At 65.5% G+C, this 16,762-nt stretch carries 14 protein-coding genes; 4 read left to right on the forward strand and 10 right to left on the reverse strand.

Going from position 1 to position 16,762, the window contains the following annotated elements; all coding sequences use genetic code 11:
• Positions 1–22 precede the first annotated feature (22 nt).
• From xseA to leuA, 3 genes are all read left to right on the forward strand, one after another.
• A complete protein-coding gene (xseA, locus tag LU671_RS13890) occupies positions 23–1,402 on the forward strand; it encodes an exodeoxyribonuclease VII large subunit (RefSeq protein WP_232855955.1) in 1,380 nt (459 codons plus the stop codon).
• A 3-nt stretch (positions 1,403–1,405) separates the two neighbouring features.
• On the forward strand, positions 1,406–2,233 hold the full coding sequence (locus LU671_RS13895) for a M23 family metallopeptidase (protein ID WP_232855956.1): 828 nt from the start codon (positions 1,406–1,408) through the stop codon (positions 2,231–2,233).
• Between the two features lie 418 nt (positions 2,234–2,651).
• Positions 2,652–4,325: a 2-isopropylmalate synthase gene (gene leuA / locus LU671_RS13900; RefSeq protein ID WP_198744080.1), complete on the forward strand. Its 1,674-nt coding sequence runs from the start codon at positions 2,652–2,654 to the stop codon at positions 4,323–4,325.
• A gap of 283 nt (positions 4,326–4,608) precedes the next feature.
• Here leuA and LU671_RS13905 read toward each other — a convergent pair whose 3' ends face one another.
• From LU671_RS13905 to zwf, 3 genes are read right to left on the reverse strand one after another with little or no spacing between them, the layout of a single operon-like run.
• Positions 4,609–5,283 carry a bifunctional 4-hydroxy-2-oxoglutarate aldolase/2-dehydro-3-deoxy-phosphogluconate aldolase gene (locus LU671_RS13905; RefSeq protein WP_050704151.1) on the reverse strand — a complete coding sequence of 225 codons (675 nt, stop codon included), beginning with the start codon at positions 5,281–5,283 and terminating at the stop codon, positions 4,609–4,611.
• A gap of 17 nt (positions 5,284–5,300) precedes the next feature.
• On the reverse strand, positions 5,301–6,014 hold the full coding sequence (gene pgl, locus LU671_RS13910; protein ID WP_232855957.1) for a 6-phosphogluconolactonase: 714 nt from the start codon (positions 6,012–6,014) through the stop codon (positions 5,301–5,303).
• Entirely contained in the window at positions 6,001–7,470 is a 1,470-nt protein-coding gene (zwf, locus tag LU671_RS13915; RefSeq protein ID WP_203650944.1) for a glucose-6-phosphate dehydrogenase, read from the reverse strand. Before zwf ends, pgl begins: the two co-directional genes overlap by 14 nt.
• A gap of 191 nt (positions 7,471–7,661) precedes the next feature.
• Here zwf and hexR point away from each other — a divergent pair, with 191 nt between their 5' ends.
• Positions 7,662–8,525, forward strand: coding sequence for a DNA-binding transcriptional regulator HexR (gene hexR, locus LU671_RS13920; RefSeq protein WP_172402443.1), 864 nt, complete (start codon positions 7,662–7,664; stop codon positions 8,523–8,525).
• On the opposite strand, the gene LU671_RS13925 is transcribed toward hexR, so the two are convergent.
• The 7 genes from LU671_RS13925 to LU671_RS13955 form a co-directional block, all read right to left on the reverse strand.
• Positions 8,518–9,372 (reverse strand): D-hexose-6-phosphate mutarotase, encoded by an 855-nt coding sequence (locus LU671_RS13925; protein WP_203650942.1) that lies wholly within the window; start codon positions 9,370–9,372, stop codon positions 8,518–8,520. The genes hexR and LU671_RS13925 overlap by 8 nt on opposite strands.
• A gap of 118 nt (positions 9,373–9,490) precedes the next feature.
• On the reverse strand, positions 9,491–10,834 hold the full coding sequence (locus LU671_RS13930) for a carbohydrate porin (RefSeq protein ID WP_203650940.1): 1,344 nt from the start codon (positions 10,832–10,834) through the stop codon (positions 9,491–9,493).
• Between the two features lie 188 nt (positions 10,835–11,022).
• The gene (locus LU671_RS13935) at positions 11,023–12,171 is read right to left on the reverse strand and encodes an ABC transporter ATP-binding protein (RefSeq protein ID WP_232855958.1); all 1,149 of its coding nucleotides are present in this window, start codon (positions 12,169–12,171) and stop codon (positions 11,023–11,025) included.
• A gap of 3 nt (positions 12,172–12,174) precedes the next feature.
• A complete protein-coding gene (locus LU671_RS13940) occupies positions 12,175–13,020 on the reverse strand; it encodes a carbohydrate ABC transporter permease (RefSeq protein ID WP_203650935.1) in 846 nt (281 codons plus the stop codon).
• Positions 13,013–13,921 carry a carbohydrate ABC transporter permease gene (locus tag LU671_RS13945; protein WP_050704143.1) on the reverse strand — a complete coding sequence of 303 codons (909 nt, stop codon included), beginning with the start codon at positions 13,919–13,921 and terminating at the stop codon, positions 13,013–13,015. Before LU671_RS13945 ends, LU671_RS13940 begins: the two co-directional genes overlap by 8 nt.
• Before the next feature lie 163 nt (positions 13,922–14,084).
• The gene (locus LU671_RS13950) at positions 14,085–15,371 is read right to left on the reverse strand and encodes an ABC transporter substrate-binding protein (RefSeq protein WP_232855959.1); all 1,287 of its coding nucleotides are present in this window, start codon (positions 15,369–15,371) and stop codon (positions 14,085–14,087) included.
• Between the two features lie 115 nt (positions 15,372–15,486).
• Positions 15,487–16,704, reverse strand: a complete 1,218-nt coding sequence (locus tag LU671_RS13955) for a D-mannose isomerase (protein ID WP_232855960.1) — start codon at positions 16,702–16,704, stop codon at positions 15,487–15,489.
• Positions 16,705–16,762 lie beyond the last annotated feature (58 nt).

Consider the following 16,762-nt stretch of genomic DNA (forward strand, 5'->3'; position numbering starts at 1 on the left):
TCGCTCCTTTATGATGCCCGGCATGATCAGAGACCCTTTCGAACGACTCGGCCTGGACCGCGAGGTCCTCACCGTCAGCCAGCTCAACGGCCGCGCCCGCGTGCTGCTCGAGGACGTGTTCCGCAGCGTCTGGGTGGAAGGCGAGATTTCCAACCTCGCCCGCCCGGCCTCCGGCCACATGTACTTCACCCTCAAGGACAGCGGCGCGCAGATCCGCTGCGCGCTGTTCCGGCAGAACGCCGCCCGTGTGCGCCAGGCCCTGCGTGACGGCCTGGCGGTAAAGGTGCGCGGCAAGGTTTCGCTGTTCGAGGGCCGCGGCGACTACCAGCTGATCCTCGACACCGTCGAACCGGCCGGTGACGGCGCCCTGCGCCTGGCCTTCGAGGCACTGAAGGAAAAGCTCGGCGCCGAGGGGCTGTTCAGCACCGAATGCAAGCAGCCGCTACCGGCCCACCCGCAGCGCATCGGCATCGTCACCTCGCCCACCGGCGCGGTGATCCGCGACATCATCAGCGTGTTCCGCCGCCGCGCGCCGCAGGTCGAACTCAATCTGATCCCTACCGCAGTGCAAGGCCGCGAGGCCATCGCACAGATCGTCCGTGCCCTGCAGATGGCCGACCGGCAGGGCTTCGACGCGCTGATCCTGGCCCGTGGCGGCGGCTCGCTGGAAGACCTCTGGTGCTTCAACGAAGAGGCCGTGGCCCGTGCCGTGGCCGCCTGCGTGACGCCGATCGTCAGCGCCGTGGGCCATGAAACCGACGTGTCGATCAGCGACTTCGTCGCCGATGTGCGCGCCCCCACGCCTTCGGCCGCCGCCGAGCTGCTCGCCCCCGACAGCAGCGGCCTGCAACAACGCCTGGACAGCCTGCAGCGGCGCTTGTTGCTGCGCATGCAGAGCCGCCTGGCCCATGACCGCCTGCGCGTGGAGGGCCTGGCCCGGCGCCTGCGCCACCCGGGCGAACGCCTGCGCCAGCAGGCCCAGCGCCTGGACGATCTGGACATGCGCCTGCGCCGCGCCTTCGCGCTGACCATGAGCCAACGCCACGAACGCCTCGGCCGCCTGGACATGCGCCTGGCCGCGCAACACCCGGGACGCAACCTGAAACTGCTCAAGCAACGCCTGGACAGCCTGGCCGAACGCCTGCCACGGGCCATGCGCGAGGTGATCAAGGACCGTCGCCAGCGCTTCCAGGCGCAGTTGCAGACGCTGCAGGTGGTCAGCCCATTGGCCACCCTCGCCCGCGGTTACAGCATCCTCCTCGACGAGCGCGGCCAGGCCATCCGCAGCGCCGCGCAGACCCACAACGGCCAGCGCCTGACCGCCCGCCTAAACGAAGGCGAGCTCAAGGTGCGGGTCGAGGACAACCACCAGACTCCGGTCACCCTCTCCCTACTGGACTGACACATGCCCCGCCTGTTCGCGCCCCTGCTCGCTTTTGCCCTGCTGCTGCCACTTACCGCGGCCCAGGCCAGCTACATCACCCGCACCCTCGACAAGCCGGTGCCCGGCGGCGTGGCAGTGATCGACCTGGGCCCCTCCACCAGCGCCCCCACGGCCCGCTTCGACGGCAAGCCGGTGTTGGTGGTGAAGGAGCAGGACAAATGGCTGGCCATTGTCGGCATCCCGCTCACCCAGAAGCCCGGCAGCGCCGTGCTCAGCCAGGGTGGGCGCGACATCCGCTTCAGCGTGGGCAGCAAGAAATACCCCGAACAGCACATCACCCTGAAGAACAAGCGCCAGGTCAACCCCGAGCCCGAGGACCTCAAGCGCATCGACCGCGAGCTGGCCGAGCAGATCAAGGCCTACCGCAGTTTCAGCCCGACCCTGCCGAGCAACCTGATCCTCGACAAGCCGGTCAACGGCCCGCTGTCGAGCAAGTTCGGCGTGCGCCGCTTCTTCAACGGCGAGGAGCGCAACCCCCATGCCGGCCTGGATTTCGCCGTGCCCGCCGGCACGCCGATCAAGACCCCGGCCAATGGCAAGGTGATCCTGGTGGGCGACTACTTCTTCAATGGCCGCACGGTGTTCGTCGACCATGGCCAGGGCTTCATCAGCATGTTCTGCCACATGTCGAAGATCGACGTGAAGCCGGGGCAGGTGCTGCGCCGTGGCGAGGTGGTCGGCCGCGTGGGCTCCACCGGCCGGGCCACCGGGCCGCACATGCACTGGAACGTCAGCCTCAACGATGCGCGGGTGGATCCTGCGATCTTCATCGGCGCGTTCCAGCCCTGAGACCTGTGCCATCTGGGCCGGCCTCTTCGCGGGTAAACCCGCTCCCACAGGAATTGCGCTGTACCTGTGGGAGCGGGTTTACCCGCGAAGAGGCCGGCACGGCCAACATCAATCCCTTGTAGTTGCGCCATCGAAAAATACTGCGCAAAAACAAATAATCACTCCGTAAATATCAGCAATAAAATCTCGCCTAATAGCATTTTTTAAGCATTCCTCTCAATTTCCCCGCAATACTTGCCATCCCCCAACCCACTGGTTAGGGTTGAGCCTATGAACATCTTCAGCACCCTGCTCCGACAACACCGCAGCCTCTGCCTGGTCAGCGCCCGACTACCAGGGTGAATCGCGTCGCCTCGCCTTTTTCTCTCGTTTTCGTTTGGCAGGCCCGATCACGGCCGCACATAAAAGGATTGCTTTCATGACCATGCTCAAAGACCCATCGAAGAAGTACCGCGCGTTCCCGACCATCGACCTGCCCGACCGTACCTGGCCGTCGAAGACCATCACCCAGGCGCCGATCTGGTGCAGCTCCGACCTGCGTGATGGCAACCAGTCGCTGATCGAGCCGATGGACTCGGAGAAGAAGCTGCGGTTCTGGAAGACCCTGGTGCAGGTGGGCGTGAAGGAAATCGAAGCGTCGTTCCCGTCGGCCTCGCAGACCGACTTCGACTTTGTGCGCACCCTGATCGAAGACGGCCACATCCCGGACGACACCACCATCCAGGTGCTGACCCAGGCCCGTGAAGACCTGATCGCCCGTACCTTCGAGTCCCTGCGTGGGGCCAAGAAGGCCATCGTGCACCTGTACAACGCCACCTGCCCGTCGTTCCGCCGCATCGTCTTCAACCAGGACAAGCAGGGCGTGAAGGACATCGCGGTCAACGCCGCCAAGCTGTTCGTCAAGTACGCCGCGCAGCAGCCAAATACCCAGTGGACCTTCCAGTACTCGCCTGAAACCTTCAGCGCCACCGAACTGGAGTTCGCCAAGGAAGTGTGCGACGCGGTGATCGAGGTGTGGAACCCGACCCCCGAGCACAAGATCATCCTCAACCTGCCGGCCACCGTCGAAGTCGCCACGCCGAACGTCTACGCCGACCAGATCGAATGGTTCTGCCGCAACATCAACCGTCGCGACAGCGTGATCATCAGCCTGCACACCCACAATGACCGTGGCACCGGCATCGCCGCCACCGAGCTGGGCCTGATGGCCGGCGCAGACCGCGCCGAAGGCTGCCTGTTCGGCAACGGCGAGCGCACCGGCAACGTCGACCTGGTGACCCTGGCGCTGAACCTCTACACCCAGGGCATCGACCCGCAACTGGACTTCTCCGACATCGACGGCGTGCGCAAGGTCGTCGAAGAGTGCAACCAGCTGCCGGTACACCCGCGCCACCCGTACGTCGGCGACCTGGTCCACACCGCCTTCTCCGGCTCGCACCAGGACGCCATCCGCAAGGGCTTCGCCAAGCAGCAGGACAGCGAATTGTGGGAGGTACCGTACCTGCCGATCGACCCGGCCGACATCGGCCGCAGCTACGAGGCGGTGATCCGCGTCAACAGCCAGTCGGGCAAGGGCGGCATCACCTACCTGCTCGAGCAGGAGTACGGCATCAGCTTGCCGCGCCGCATGCAGATCGAGTTCAGCCAGGTGGTACAGGGCGAGACCGACCGTCTCGGCCTGGAAATGACCGCCGAGCAGATCTACAAGCTGCTGCAGAAGGAATACCTCCAGGCCAATGCACCGTATGCGCTGGTCAGCCACCGCCTGCAGGAAGAGAACGGCAGCAGCCACGTGCAGGTGGAAGTTTCCGGTGAAGGCGAGACCACCCTGCACTGGCACGGCAAGGGCAACGGCGCCCTGGAAGCGCTGGTGGCCGGCTTGCCGGTCAGCGTGGAGATCATGGACTACAACGAGCACGCCATCGGTGCCGGCACCAACGCCAAGGCGGCGGCCTACATCGAACTGCGCGTGGCCGGTGGGCGTCCGGTGCACGGCGTGGGCATCGACGAGAACATCACCACCGCCAGCTTCAAGGCGCTGTTCAGCGCGCTGAACCGCTCGCTGAGCCAGCAGCAGGCGAAGGCGGCGTAAGCCATCGCCGATGAACGAAGCCCGCACATGATGCGGGCTTTTTCATGCCTGTTGCTTTGGCCTGCGTCCGCCCATGTAGGAGCGGCCTTGTGCCACGAAAGGGCCGCAACGCGGCCCCAGCGATCTTTGCATGAACACTGAAACCAGGGCCGCTGCGCGCCCCTTTCGCGGCACAAGGCCGCTCCTACAGGGCGATCGGCCACCCTGCAAGGCGCAACTGCAGGCGAAAAAAAGGGGCGCCGACCAAGCGCCCCACAAGCCGTGTAGCACACAACGAAATCTGTCAGTCCAGCAGCGCCATCGCCTCGGCGCTGCATGCCTCGATCCGCGCCCAGTCGCCGTTCTTGATCCAACTGCTGTCGAGCATCCAGGTGCCGCCCACGCACATCACATTGGGCAGGGCCATGTAGTTGCGCACGTTGGCCGGGTTCACCCCGCCGGTCGGGCAGAAGCGAATGTCGCCGAACGGGCCGGCAAAGGCCTTGATCGCCGCCACGCCACCACTGATCTCCGCCGGGAACAGCTTGAAGCGACGGTAGCCGAGGGCATAGCCCATCATGATCTCCGACGGCGTGCTGATGCCCGGCAGCAGCGGAATGTCGCTGTCCACGCCCGCCTCGAGAATGTCCTGGGTGATGCCCGGGGTGACGACGAACTGCGCGCCCGCGGCCTCGACGGCGGCGAACATGCCACGGTCGAGCACGGTACCGGCGCCGACGCACAGTTCCGGACGCTGCTCGCGCAGTACCTGGATGGCCTTCAGGCCGTGCTGCGAGCGCAGGGTCACTTCCAGGGTGCGGATGCCGCCGGCGGCCAGGGCGTCGGCCAGGGGCAGGATGTCTTCCTCACGGGCGATGGTGATCACCGGCAGGATGCGCGCCTTGTCGCAGATCGCGTCGATCCGCGCGGCTTTGTCGGCCATCGAGAGCAAAGGCTGTGGGCGTTCGAGGGTGGTCATGACAATGGGTCCTTGGCTCATGGGCACCAGTAGATGTCCAGGGGGTCGTGAAGAAAGGCGCGAATCGGCATTTCGGTTGGGTCTTCCGCCGCCAGGGCGGCACACAGGGTGGCGAGCTTGCCCGCGCCTTGCACGGACAGGGCGATGAAGCCGGCGCTGGCCAGCAGCGCGCGGGTCATGCTCAGGCGCTGGTGCGGCACGCTCGGCGCCAGCATCGGCAGGCAGCGACGCTCGCCGACCTTGGCCAGGCCCTGGCGCAGGTTGGGGCTGGCCGGGAACAGCGAGGCCGTGTGGCCGTCGTCGCCCATGCCCAGCACCAGCACATCGATCGGCGGCAGGTCGGCGAGCACCTGGTCGGCCTGCTCGGCGGCGGCTTCCAGGGTCGCGGCACTCTGGTACAGGCCGATGAAACGCGCCTTGGCCGCCGGGCCCTTGAACAGGTGACGAGCCAGCAGGCCGGCGTTGCTGTCGTCGTGCGCCACCGGCACCCAGCGCTCGTCCGCCAGGCTCACGGTGACTTTCGACCAGTCCAGCACCTCTGCCGCCAGTTTCTCGAGAAACGGCACCGGGCTGCGGCCGCCGGACAGCACCACGCAGGCCTGGCCCTTGCTGGCGATGGCCTGGCGCAGGCGCTCGGCCACATCATGGGCCAGGGTCGCCGCCAGGGTTTTCGCATCAGCCAGCTGATGCGCCCTCACCGTCGCCGGCAGTTGCAGTTCAGATATCGCCATACCAGGCCCTCCCATCGCGAGTGATCAATGCAATCGAGCTCATCGGCCCCCAGGAACCGGCCGCATAGGGCTTGGGCGCGTCGCCGCTGGTCTTCCAGCCGGCGATCAGCTGATCGCACCATTTCCAGGCGTATTCGATCTCGTCCTTGCGCACGAACAGGTTCTGGTTGCCGCGCATCACTTCCAGCAGCAGACGCTCGTAGGCGTCGGGAATCCGCGCGCTGCGCCAGGTGTCGGAGAAGTTCAGCTGCAGCGGGCCGCTGCGCAGCTGCATGCCCTTGTCCAGGCCCTGCTCCTTGGTCATCACCCGCAGCGAAATGCCTTCGTCCGGTTGCAGGCGGATGATCAGCTTGTTGCCGATCTGCAAACGCTGTTCCGGGGCGAAGATGTAGTGCGGGGTTTCCTTGAAGTGGATGACGATCTGCGACAGCTTCTGCGGCATGCGCTTGCCGGTGCGCAGGTAGAACGGCACGCCCGACCAGCGCCAGTTGCGGATATCGGCGCGCAGGGCGACGAAGGTCTCGGTGTCGCTCTGGGCGTTGGCGTTGTCCTCTTCCAGGTAGCCCGGCACCGGCTTGCCGTCGCTGAAACCAGCGATGTACTGGCCGCGCACCACATGGGTGCTCAGGCCTTCGCCGGTGATCGGTGCCAGTGCCTTGAGCACCTTGACCTTCTCGTCGCGGATGCTGTCGGCCGACAGGTCGCTGGGCGGGTCCATGGCGATCAGGCAGAGCAGCTGCAACAGGTGGTTCTGGATCATGTCGCGCAGCTGGCCGGCCTTGTCGAAGTAGCCCCAGCGGCCCTCGATGCCGACCTTCTCGGCCACGGTGATCTCCACATGGGAGATGGAATTCTGGTTCCACTGGGTTTCGAACAGGCTGTTGGCAAAGCGCAGGGCGATCAGGTTCTGCACCGTTTCCTTGCCCAGGTAGTGGTCGATGCGGTAGACCCGGCTCTCGGGGAAGAACCGCGCCACGGCGTCGTTGACCCGACGCGACGACTCCAGGTCATGGCCGATGGGCTTTTCCAGCACCACCCGGGTGCGCGAGGCCAGGCCGGCCTTGTCGAGGTTCTCGCAGATCGCGCCGTAGACTGCCGCCGCCGTGGCGAAGTAGGCGATCAGCGGCTGCCCGCTCGGCGCCTGTTCGGCCAGGGCCTGGTAGCCCTCGGGCTCGACGAAGTCCAGGTGCAGGTAGCTCAGGCGCCCGAGGAAGCGCCCCAGGGAAGCGGCATCGATCTCCGCCTCCGGCACATGCCGACGCAGATGGGCTTCGATGTTGTCCAGGTGTTCCTGCACGCTGCCCGGCTCGCGGGCCAGGGCCAGCAGGCGGGTGTCCGGGTGCAGGAGGTCGGCGCGGTCGAGCTGGTAGAGCGCGGGAAACAGCTTGCGCAACGCCAGGTCGCCGAGGGCGCCAAAGAGGGCGAAGGTGCAGGGTTCGACACTGATCGCGGCCATGATGTTGGTTCTTTTATAAATGTTGGACTAGGAATACCGGTTTCAACCCTGCTTTTCAAGGGTTAATGTAGTAAAAACCACAACATCGAATACATCCATTACAGACAAGTGGTGTGACAATCTTACCGACAGTACGATACACGCCAGCGCAAAAAGCCTGCTTCCCGACCCAAGGACACACCATGGACCGCGTGCGTAACCTCCTGGAACAGATCCAGGGCCGCCTCGACGAGCTGAACAAGGCCGAACGCAAAGTCGCCGAAGTCATCCTGCTCAACCCGCAACAGGCCACCCGCTTCAGCATCGCCGCCCTGGCCCAGGCGGCCAAGGTCAGCGAACCGACGGTCAACCGCTTCTGCCGCTCGTTCGGCGTCAGCGGCTACCCCGAGCTCAAGCTGCAGCTGGCGCAGAGCCTGGCCAGCGGCGCCGCCTATGTCAGCCGCGCGGTGGAGGCCGACGATGATCCGGCCGCCTACACCCAGAAGATCTTCGGCAGCGCCATCGCCTCGCTGGACAGCGCCTGCCAGGCGCTCGACCCGCAGCAGGTCAGCCGCGCCGTGGACATGATGATCCAGGCCCGGCAGATCCACTTCTTCGGCCTTGGCGCCTCGGCCCCCGTGGCCCTCGACGCCCAGCACAAGTTCTTCCGCTTCAACCTTGCCGTGTCGGCCCACGCCGATGTGCTGATGCAGCGCATGCTGGCCTCGGTGGCCCACACCGGCGATCTGTTCGTGATCATTTCCTACACCGGGCGTACCCGCGAACTGGTCGAGGTGGCGCGCCTGGCCCGGGAAAACGGCGCCTCGGTGCTCGGCCTGACCGCCGCCGGCTCGCCCCTGGCCCAGGCTTGCAGCCTGAGCCTGCACATTCCGCTGCCGGAAGACACCGACATCTACATGCCGATGACCTCGCGGATCATCCAGCTCACCGTGCTCGACGTGCTCGCCACCGGCATGACCCTGCGCCGCGGCGTGGACTTCCAGCCGCACCTGCGCAAGATCAAGGAAAGCCTCAACGCCAGTCGCTACCCGATCGAGGACGACGACCTCAACTGAGCCGGTGCGCCTGCAGCCGCAGGTGCGCCCGCTCGCCCGGCGCCAGGCTCAAGCCCTCGCCACTGCCGCTGGCCGCCTCGACACAGACAAAGCCCTGGCATTCGCGCCCGGTCACGCCCATCAACGGGCGATTGCCTGGGTGCCAGACCACGGTGTCGTCGCTGTCGCCGGTGTCGATGCACAGCTCGCGCTGCCAGGCCGGATCCTGCAACTGCACCTTGGGTGTACCGGGGTAGACCTTCTGGCAGCCACCCTTGAGGGTCAGCGCGCCATCCTCGCGGCAGGCCTGACGATTGAGGCGATCGTAGCCTTGGATATCCTCGAGTCCGGACAGCGCTATCTTCGACACGTCGCTGATTCGCCAGTAGGCCAGCAGCGCATGGCTCAACTGGCAGGGCTCGCTGTCCTGGTGCTCGGTACTCAGGCTCAGCTCCATGCTCGCGCCGAGCCGGGCGTGCAGGTCGACCTGCCAGTCGCACAGGTCAAGGCGCCACTTCAGGGTCACGCCTTGCTCGTCCTCACGACTGTCCACCAGCTTCCAGTCAAGCAGGCGCGCCCAGCCGTGGGCCGGCCACAGGTCCTCGCTGGGATGACGGCCATACCACGGCCAACACACCGGCACGCCACCGCGGATGGCGCCCACCTGCGGCCACTGCTCGGCGCACCACAGCCAGGGCTTCTCGCCGGCCGGCTGGAAATGCAGCAGTTGCGCGCCCTGGCGGCTGAACACCGCCTGGCAGCACGGGTGGTCGATGATCAGCACATCGCGCTGCTGGTAACGCTCCCACTCGAAGGTTGGCCTGGGCCGTTGCGAAGTGAAGAAGCGATGTAGCGGATGTTCAGGCATGGTTCCAAGCTCTTTTGTTGTTCGAGATAGCGCTGTCTCGGCCCGTGCCCGCTAACCACTGCTGGCCAGTGGTTAGCGGGAGGTCGAGATGGATGGCGTAAATTTACAACAATTTTTCTCAGAATGACGACTGAATCTTCAACCCCGCGACCAGCGCGTTATCCACCTGGTCGACACCGCCCGGGCTCTTGATGTACTGCAGGTTCGGGCGCACGGTCAGCCAGTTGGTGACGTGGAAGCCGTAGTAGAGCTCGGCGTTGTACTCGGTGCGCTGCAGCGGCTTGAAGCCCGGGTTGTCGTAGTCATTGATACCGCTCTGGGCATTGAGCAGCTCGGCGCGCTTCTTCACGTCGTCGTTGACGTGGATGCGGGCGATGCCGAAGCCGATGTCGTCCTTGGGCCGAGCGTCGAAGGCGCCCTTGTAGACCAGACCGACCTGCTGGTAGTTGTCGACAACGTTGGTGGCCTTGTCATGCACGGTGAAGTTGGCGAACAGGCTCAGGCCGCGATTGACGTCGCCGGCATGGGCGGTGACCTGCTGCTGCGCCACCACCCACCAGCCGTGCTTGCTGGAGTGCGACTTGAACGCCGCGCCGGTCAGCGCCTGCGGGTTGCCGTTGATGTCGTCATACACATCGTCGGCCTTGGCGGTGCTGTAGTAGTAGCCCAGGCGGTACTCGCCCGGCAGGCCGTTGACCTTCGGCGACCACACCGCCTCGACCGGCAGGATCGCGCCCTTGGTGCCGCTGCCGCTGAGCTTGAAGCCGTTGCCGGTCTCCAGGTTCGACGGGTTCTGCTCGTAGGCGCCGACCTGGACGAAGAATTCCGGGGTGATGTTGTACTTGACCCGCAGCGCCCACTGGCTGACCGGCCAGTTGTACCAGATGCCGCCGACCCAGTTGCCCACCTGCGAGCCACAGAAGGCCAGGTTCTGGAAGTCGCAAGGGAAGCTGTTGAAGTCCTCGCCCTCGCCGAAGCGGCCGAATTTCACGTCCAATGCGCCGTCGAAGTACTTCTGCTTGATCCACATCTGGGTCAGGCGCCAGGTCTGGCCCCGGCCCCAGACTTCCTGCACCGAGCTGAACTGCCCGGCGCGCGGGTCGCTGATGCGGTCGTTGGACAGGTTGCGGCCGCTACGCTCGGTGATCGCCAGTTTGAACTCGGTGTCCTTCCAGCCGAAGATCTTCTCCAGGTCCAGGTGCGCGCCGAGGGCGAACTGGTCGCTGTAGCGCGCGGTCTTGTCGTCGTTGTAACCGCCGTTAAGGTTGCCGGCCACCTCGCCGACGTAGTCGAGGGTGAAGTCGTAGCCCTTCTCCAGCAACTCGGTGCGGGTGCCGCCCCAGTCGCCGGTCATCCATTTCGATTCCGACGAGAAAGCCTCGGCGGCCTGGGCCCCGCTGCTGCCGACCACGGCCAGCAGTGCCAGTGAACCCAGCGTCCTGATGCGATTGCGATGTTCCATCCCTTTGCGTCCTCTTTTCTTGTTATTAACAGAACGAATTAACGGCCAGGTCTTTTCTGTAGGAGCGGCCTTGTGCCGCGAAAGGGCTGCGAAGCAGCTCCAGGTCTTGGCATCCTTCAGCATTGCTGGGGCTGCTGTGCAGCCCTTTCGCGGCACAAGGCCGCTCCTACAGGGTACGACCGCCGTCCTTAACGGCCTTTGAAACGCGTCACGTTGTCCTTTACTGCGGTGGCAGATAGGTCCAGGCGTTCGCCGCTGCTGGCGTCGAACAGCAGCACCCGCGCCGGGTCGAACTGCAGGTTGAGGCTGTCGCCGACCCGGCACGCCACATCCGGCGCCAGGCGGCAGCAGACCTTGGTCTGGTTGAGGGTGACGAACACCAGCAGGTCCGGCCCGGTGGGCTCGGTGACCTGCACTTCGGCGCGGATGCCCGGCAGGCCATTGCCCTGCTCCGCCCCCAGGGTGATCTGCTCCGGGCGCACGCCGAGGATGATCTCGCGGCCTTCCAGTTCGTCCGCCGCCACGCCCAGCGGCAGCTCGCAGCGCGCCTGGCCGCTGTCAAGCAGGGCCAGCACGCGGCCGTCCTGCCGGGTCAGGCGCACCGGGATGAAGTTCATCGGCGGCGAACCGATGAAACTGGCGACGAACAGGTTGGCCGGATCGTTGTAGATCTGCTGTGGCGTGCCGAACTGCTGGATGATGCCGTCCTTCATCACCGCCACCTTGTCACCGAGCGTCATCGCCTCGATCTGGTCGTGGGTGACGTACACCGTGGTGGTCTTCAGGCGCTGGTGCATCAGCTTGATCTCGGTGCGCATCTCCACCCGCAGCTTGGCGTCGAGGTTCGACAGCGGCTCGTCGAACAGGTAGATCTTCGGCCGGCGCGCCAGCGCCCGGCCCATGGCCACGCGCTGTTGCTGGCCGCCGGACAGCTGCCCGGGCTTGCGCTCGAGCAGGTGCTCGATCTGCAGCAACTTGGCGACCCGCGCCACCTCCTCGTCGATGGCGGCCTGGGGCATCTTGCGGATCTTCAGGCCGAAGGCGATGTTGTCGCGCACGTTCATGGTCGGGTACAGCGCGTAGGACTGGAACACCATGGCGATGTCGCGGTCCTTGGGGCTCATGCCGCTGACGTCCTCGTCGTCGATGAGGATCGCCCCGCCGCTGATGCTTTCCAGGCCGGCGATGCAGTTCATCAGCGTCGACTTGCCGCAGCCCGAGGGGCCGACCAGGATCAGGAACTCGCCGTCCTTGATCGCCAGCTGGATGTCCTTGAGCGTGTCCGGCAGGCCCACGCCGTAGGTCTTGTGCACATTGCGAAGTTCGAGTGTTGCCATGACTTACCCCTTGACCGCGCCGGCAGTCAGCCCGCGCACGAAATACTTGCCCGCGACCACATAGACCAGCAGCGTCGGCAGCCCGGCGATCATCGCCGCGGCCATGTCGACGTTGTATTCCTTGGCCCCGGTGCTGGTGTTGACCAGGTTGTTGAGGGCCACGGTGATCGGTTGCGAGTCGCCGCTGGAGAACACCACGCCGAACAGGAAGTCGTTCCAGATCTGGGTGAACTGCCAGATCAGGCAGACCATGATGATCGGCGTCGACATCGGCAGGATGATCCGCCCGAAGATGGTGAAGAACCCGGCGCCGTCCAGGCGCGCCGCCTTGACCAGCGCCTCGGGAATGCTCACGTAATAGTTGCGGAAGAACAGCGTGGTGAAGGCCAGGCCGTACACCACGTGCACCAGCACCAGCCCGCTGGTGGTGCTGGCCAGGCCCAGCTTGCCGAGGGTGAACGAGGCCGGCAGCAGCACGGTCTGGAACGGCAGGAAGCAGCCGAACAGCAGCAGGCCGAAGAACAGCTGCGAGCCACGGAAGCGCCACATCGACAGCACATAGCCGTTGAGCGCGCCGATGGCGGTGGAGATCAGCACCGCCGGCACGGTGATCAGGATCGAGTTGACGAAGTAGCCGCTGACCGTGGCCCAGGCCTTGCTCCAGCCGATGGCGGTGAATTCGGTCGGCCAGCTCAGCAGGTTGCCGCTGCCGATGTCCTCGGGGGTCTTGAAGCTGGTCAGCAGCATCACCACCAGCGGCACCAGGTACAGCAGCACGGCCAGCAGCAGCACGGCATGAATGGCGATACGGCTGAGGTTCAGTGCGGGTTTGTCGGTCAGGCTAGTCATGGCGTTTGCCCCGCAATTCGGAATACAGGTACGGCACCAGGATCGCCAGGATGGCGCCGAGCATCAGGATCGCGCTGGCCGAGCCCATGCCCATCTGCCCGCGGCTGAAGGTGAACGAGTACATGAACATGGCTGGCAGGTCCGAGGAGTAGCCAGGGCCGCCGGCGGTCATCGCCGCCACCAGGTCGAAGCTCTTGATGGCAATGTGCGAAAGGATCATCAGCGAGCTGAAGAACACCGGGCGCAGGCTGGGCAGCACCACGGTCCAGTAGATGCGCGGCAGGCTGGCGCCATCGAGCTGGGCGGCGCGGATGATCGACTGGTCGACACCGCGCAGGCCGGCGAGGAACATCGCCATGATGAAGCCCGAGGCCTGCCACACGGCGGCGATCACCAGGCAGTAGACCACGCGGTCGGGGTCGATCAGCCAGTCCAGGCGAAAGCCTTCCCAGCCCCAGTCGCGCAGCAGCTTGTCCAGGCCCATGCCAGGGTTGAGCAGCCACTTCCAGGCGGTACCGGTAACGATCATCGACAGGGCCATGGGGTAAAGATAAATGGTGCGGATGAATCCTTCGCGGCGGATGCGCTGGTCGAGCAACACGGCGAGGAACACGCCGATGGCCAGGGTGATGCCGATGAACAGGCCGCCGAACAGCAGCAGGTTCTTGCTCGCTACCCACCAGCGGTCGTTGTCGAACAGCCGGGCGTACTGCGCCAGGCCCGCCCACTTGTAGGTGGGCAGGAAGGTCGAGGTGGTGAACGAGAGGACGAAGGTCCACAGGATGTAGCCGTAGAAGCCCACCAGGACGATGAACATGCTCGGCGCCAGCACCAGCTTCGGTAGCCAGCGCTGCAGCGCATCCAGGGGGGAGGCCCGCAGGCGGGCGGTTGCTGTGGTCATGGTTCAGATCTCGTTTCGAGAAAGGCAGATAACCGTGTAGGAGCGGCCTTGTGCCGCGAAAGGGCCGCAGCGCGGCCCGTGTGCATCAGCACAGATACTGAAATTGCCGGGGCCGCTTTGCGGCCCTTTCGCGGCGCAAGGCCGCTCCTACACAGGCGCCTGACTACTTGGCGGCGTTGACTGCTGCGGCCAGCTTCTTCGCCGCATCCGCAGGATCGGCCTTCGGATCGTTGATGTAGTTGGTCACCACATCGAAGAACGCCCCCTGCACCGCCAGCGTGGTGGCCATGTTGTGCGCCATGCTCGGTTGCAGGCCGCCGGACTTGGCGTCGGCCAGGAAGTCCTTGGCCGCGGTCTGGGCGCAGCTGTCGAAGCCATGCTTGCCCATGTCGGCGAGCATGTCGTTACGCACCGGGATCGAGCCCTTGTTGATGCTGAAGACCTTCTGGAAATCTTCGCCCAGCACCTTGCGGGCGATGTCCTGCTGGCCCGCCGCCGTGCCCTTGTCCTTCTGCTTGAACACCACCAGCGAGTCGATGTTGTAGAGGAAGGCCTGGTCGGTGCCGGGGAAGGCCACGCACTGGTAGTCCTTGCCGGCGGTCTTCTTGGCCAGGGTCCATTCGCTCTTGGCCCAGTCGCCCATGATCTGCATGCCGGCCTTGCCGTTGATGACCTTGGCCGCCTCCAGGTTCCAGTCCTGGCCCTTGCCGTCAGGATCCATGTAGGTGGCGACTTTCTTCAGCTCGGTGAGCGCCTTGACCATCTCGGGGCCGGTCAGGGCCTTTTCGTCCAGCTCGACCAAGGCCTTCTTGTAGCCTTCGACGCCCATCACCGAGAGCACCACGCTTTCGAACACGGTGCTGTCCTGCCACGGCTGGCCGCCGTGGGCCAGCGGGATGAAGCCGGCGGCCTTGAGCTTGTCGCCAGCGGCATAGAACTCTTCGAGGGTGGTCGGCGCCTTGTCGATGCCGGCCTTCTTGAACACCTCGGGGTTGATCCACAACCAGTTGATGCGGTGGATGTTCACCGGCACGGCCACGTAGTCGCCTTCGTACTTCACGGTGTCGGCGACCTTCTTGTCGAGCAGGCTGTCCCACTTCTCTTCCTTGGCCACGTCCTTGAGCACATCGGGATCGAGCAGGCCGGTGGCGGCCCAATCCTGGATATCCGGCCCTTTGATCTGCGCGACTCCAGGCGGGTTACCGGCCACGGCGCGGCTCTTGAGCACGGTCATGGCGGTGGCGCCACCACCGCCGGCCACGGCGCCGTCCTTCCAGATGAAACCGTCCTTCTCGACCTGGGCCTTGAGCACATCGACCGCGGCCTTTTCGCCGCCGGAGGTCCACCAATGGACGACTTCCACGCTGCCTTTGGAGTCGGCGGCCTGGGCACTGAGGGAGAACAGGGAGGCGAAGGAGATCGCGGCGGCGAGACGAAGCGTCGAATGCATGGGAATACCTTTCTTGTTGTTATGCGAGGCAAGACTGTCGCTTGCATGGCATGGAGTGTAAGGAGCCCGCGCCAGCCTTCAGGTAACGAACGGATGCGCGAATGTCATCATCTGGTTACATGGCCAGGGCCGTGGCCAGGCTCGGCGCCAACGGCAGGCGCGGCAGCAGCAGGGCCTGGTAGGCGTGGTAGAGATCGGGCTTGCCGCCCCAGATGCGCGCACTGGGCAGCAGCGCCGGGTCCAGCTCGTGGTGCCAGCTGCCATGGCCGCGGTCGATGAAGTGGCTGGCGATGAAGTCCCAGAAGCAGCGGTACCAGTGTTCGTATTGCGCCTCGCCGGTACGCCGCAACAGGGCCGCGGCGGCGGCGCTGGCCTCGGCATGCACCCAGTGCAGGCGCTCGCGCACCACCGGGCGGTTGCGCCAGTCCAGGGTGTAGACCAGCCCCGGTGCGCCATCGGCCTGCCAGGCATGCTTGCAGGCGTTGTCGAACAGTCCCCTGGCGGCAGGCAGCAAGGACTCCGGCGCGGGCAGTTGCGCCCGTTGCAGGGCCGCTTCCAGGTGCAGTATCAGGCGTGCCCATTCGAAGGCATGACCGGGCGTGGTGCCGTAGGGGCGGAAGCCGTCGGCGGGGTTGTCGCGGTTGTAGTCGGGCAATGCCTGCCAGTGCTCGTCGAAATGCTCGGTGACCCGGAAACCATCGGCAGCCACCTGGGCCAGGATCAAGCGTTCGACGATCCGCAGGGCACGGCTTAGCCACAGCGTGTCGCCGGTCACGTCGGCCAGGGCGAGAAACGCCTCGACGCCGTGCATGTTGCTGTTGGCGCCACGGTAGGCTTCTGCCTGCTGCCAGTCACGGGAGAACGACTCGCGCAGGACGCCCTCCTCCTCGCACCAGAAGCGCTGCTCGATGACCCGGACCACGGCCTCCAGCAGTGCCTGGGCCGGTGTGACACCCGCCACCACCGCCGAACAGGCGGCAAGGGCGACGAAGGCATGCAGGTAGGCTGCCTTGCCGGTGTCGCCGTGGCCTTCGGGCTGCGCGTACCAGCCGTCGTCCTCCTGGTCGCGCAACGGACCGAGCAGGGCCTCGACGCCATGCTCGACCAGCTCGCGGCACCCCGGAACGCCCTGGATATGCGCCAGGGCGAAGCTGTGGGTCATGCGCGCGGTGTTCATGGTCTCGGCCAGGGCACAACGGGGCAGCCGGCCTTCGTCGTCGAGGTTGCCGAAACCCTGGGGCAGCCGCGAAGCCCTGGCGAAGGCGAGCAGGCGCAGGGCCTCGGCGTCGAGCCAGGCATGGTGTGTCGGGGAGTCGATCCAGCGGTTGGCCATGGGTGCACCCTCCTTGTTGTTGTCAGCCGATTCTAGTCAGCCGTCCTGGCTGGCATGT

Origin of the sequence: Pseudomonas sp. NMI760_13 (genome assembly GCF_021283245.1) — a bacterium.
Lineage (GTDB): Bacteria > Pseudomonadota > Gammaproteobacteria > Pseudomonadales > Pseudomonadaceae > Aquipseudomonas > Aquipseudomonas peradeniyensis.

Bases quoted from the DNA above. Each gene is read 5' to 3' on its own strand.
- LU671_RS13950 (WP_232855959.1), bottom strand. From the start codon at position 15,371: ATGCATTCGACGCTTCGTCTCGCCGCCGCGATCTCCTTCGCCTCCCTG.
- LU671_RS13905 (WP_050704151.1), bottom strand. From the start codon at position 5,283: ATGACCACCCTCGAACGCCCACAGCCTTTGCTCTCGATGGCCGACAAA.
- LU671_RS13945 (WP_050704143.1), bottom strand. From the start codon at position 13,921: ATGACCACAGCAACCGCCCGCCTGCGGGCCTCCCCCCTGGATGCGCTG.
- zwf (WP_203650944.1), bottom strand. From the start codon at position 7,470: ATGGCCGCGATCAGTGTCGAACCCTGCACCTTCGCCCTCTTTGGCGCC.
- xseA (WP_232855955.1), top strand. From the start codon at position 23: ATGATCAGAGACCCTTTCGAACGACTCGGCCTGGACCGCGAGGTCCTC.
- LU671_RS13925 (WP_203650942.1), bottom strand. From the start codon at position 9,372: ATGCCTGAACATCCGCTACATCGCTTCTTCACTTCGCAACGGCCCAGG.
- LU671_RS13895 (WP_232855956.1), top strand. From the start codon at position 1,406: ATGCCCCGCCTGTTCGCGCCCCTGCTCGCTTTTGCCCTGCTGCTGCCA.
- leuA (WP_198744080.1), top strand. From the start codon at position 2,652: ATGACCATGCTCAAAGACCCATCGAAGAAGTACCGCGCGTTCCCGACC.
- LU671_RS13930 (WP_203650940.1), bottom strand. From the start codon at position 10,834: ATGGAACATCGCAATCGCATCAGGACGCTGGGTTCACTGGCACTGCTG.
- LU671_RS13935 (WP_232855958.1), bottom strand. From the start codon at position 12,171: ATGGCAACACTCGAACTTCGCAATGTGCACAAGACCTACGGCGTGGGC.
- pgl (WP_232855957.1), bottom strand. From the start codon at position 6,014: ATGGCGATATCTGAACTGCAACTGCCGGCGACGGTGAGGGCGCATCAG.
- LU671_RS13955 (WP_232855960.1), bottom strand. From the start codon at position 16,704: ATGGCCAACCGCTGGATCGACTCCCCGACACACCATGCCTGGCTCGAC.
- LU671_RS13940 (WP_203650935.1), bottom strand. From the start codon at position 13,020: ATGACTAGCCTGACCGACAAACCCGCACTGAACCTCAGCCGTATCGCC.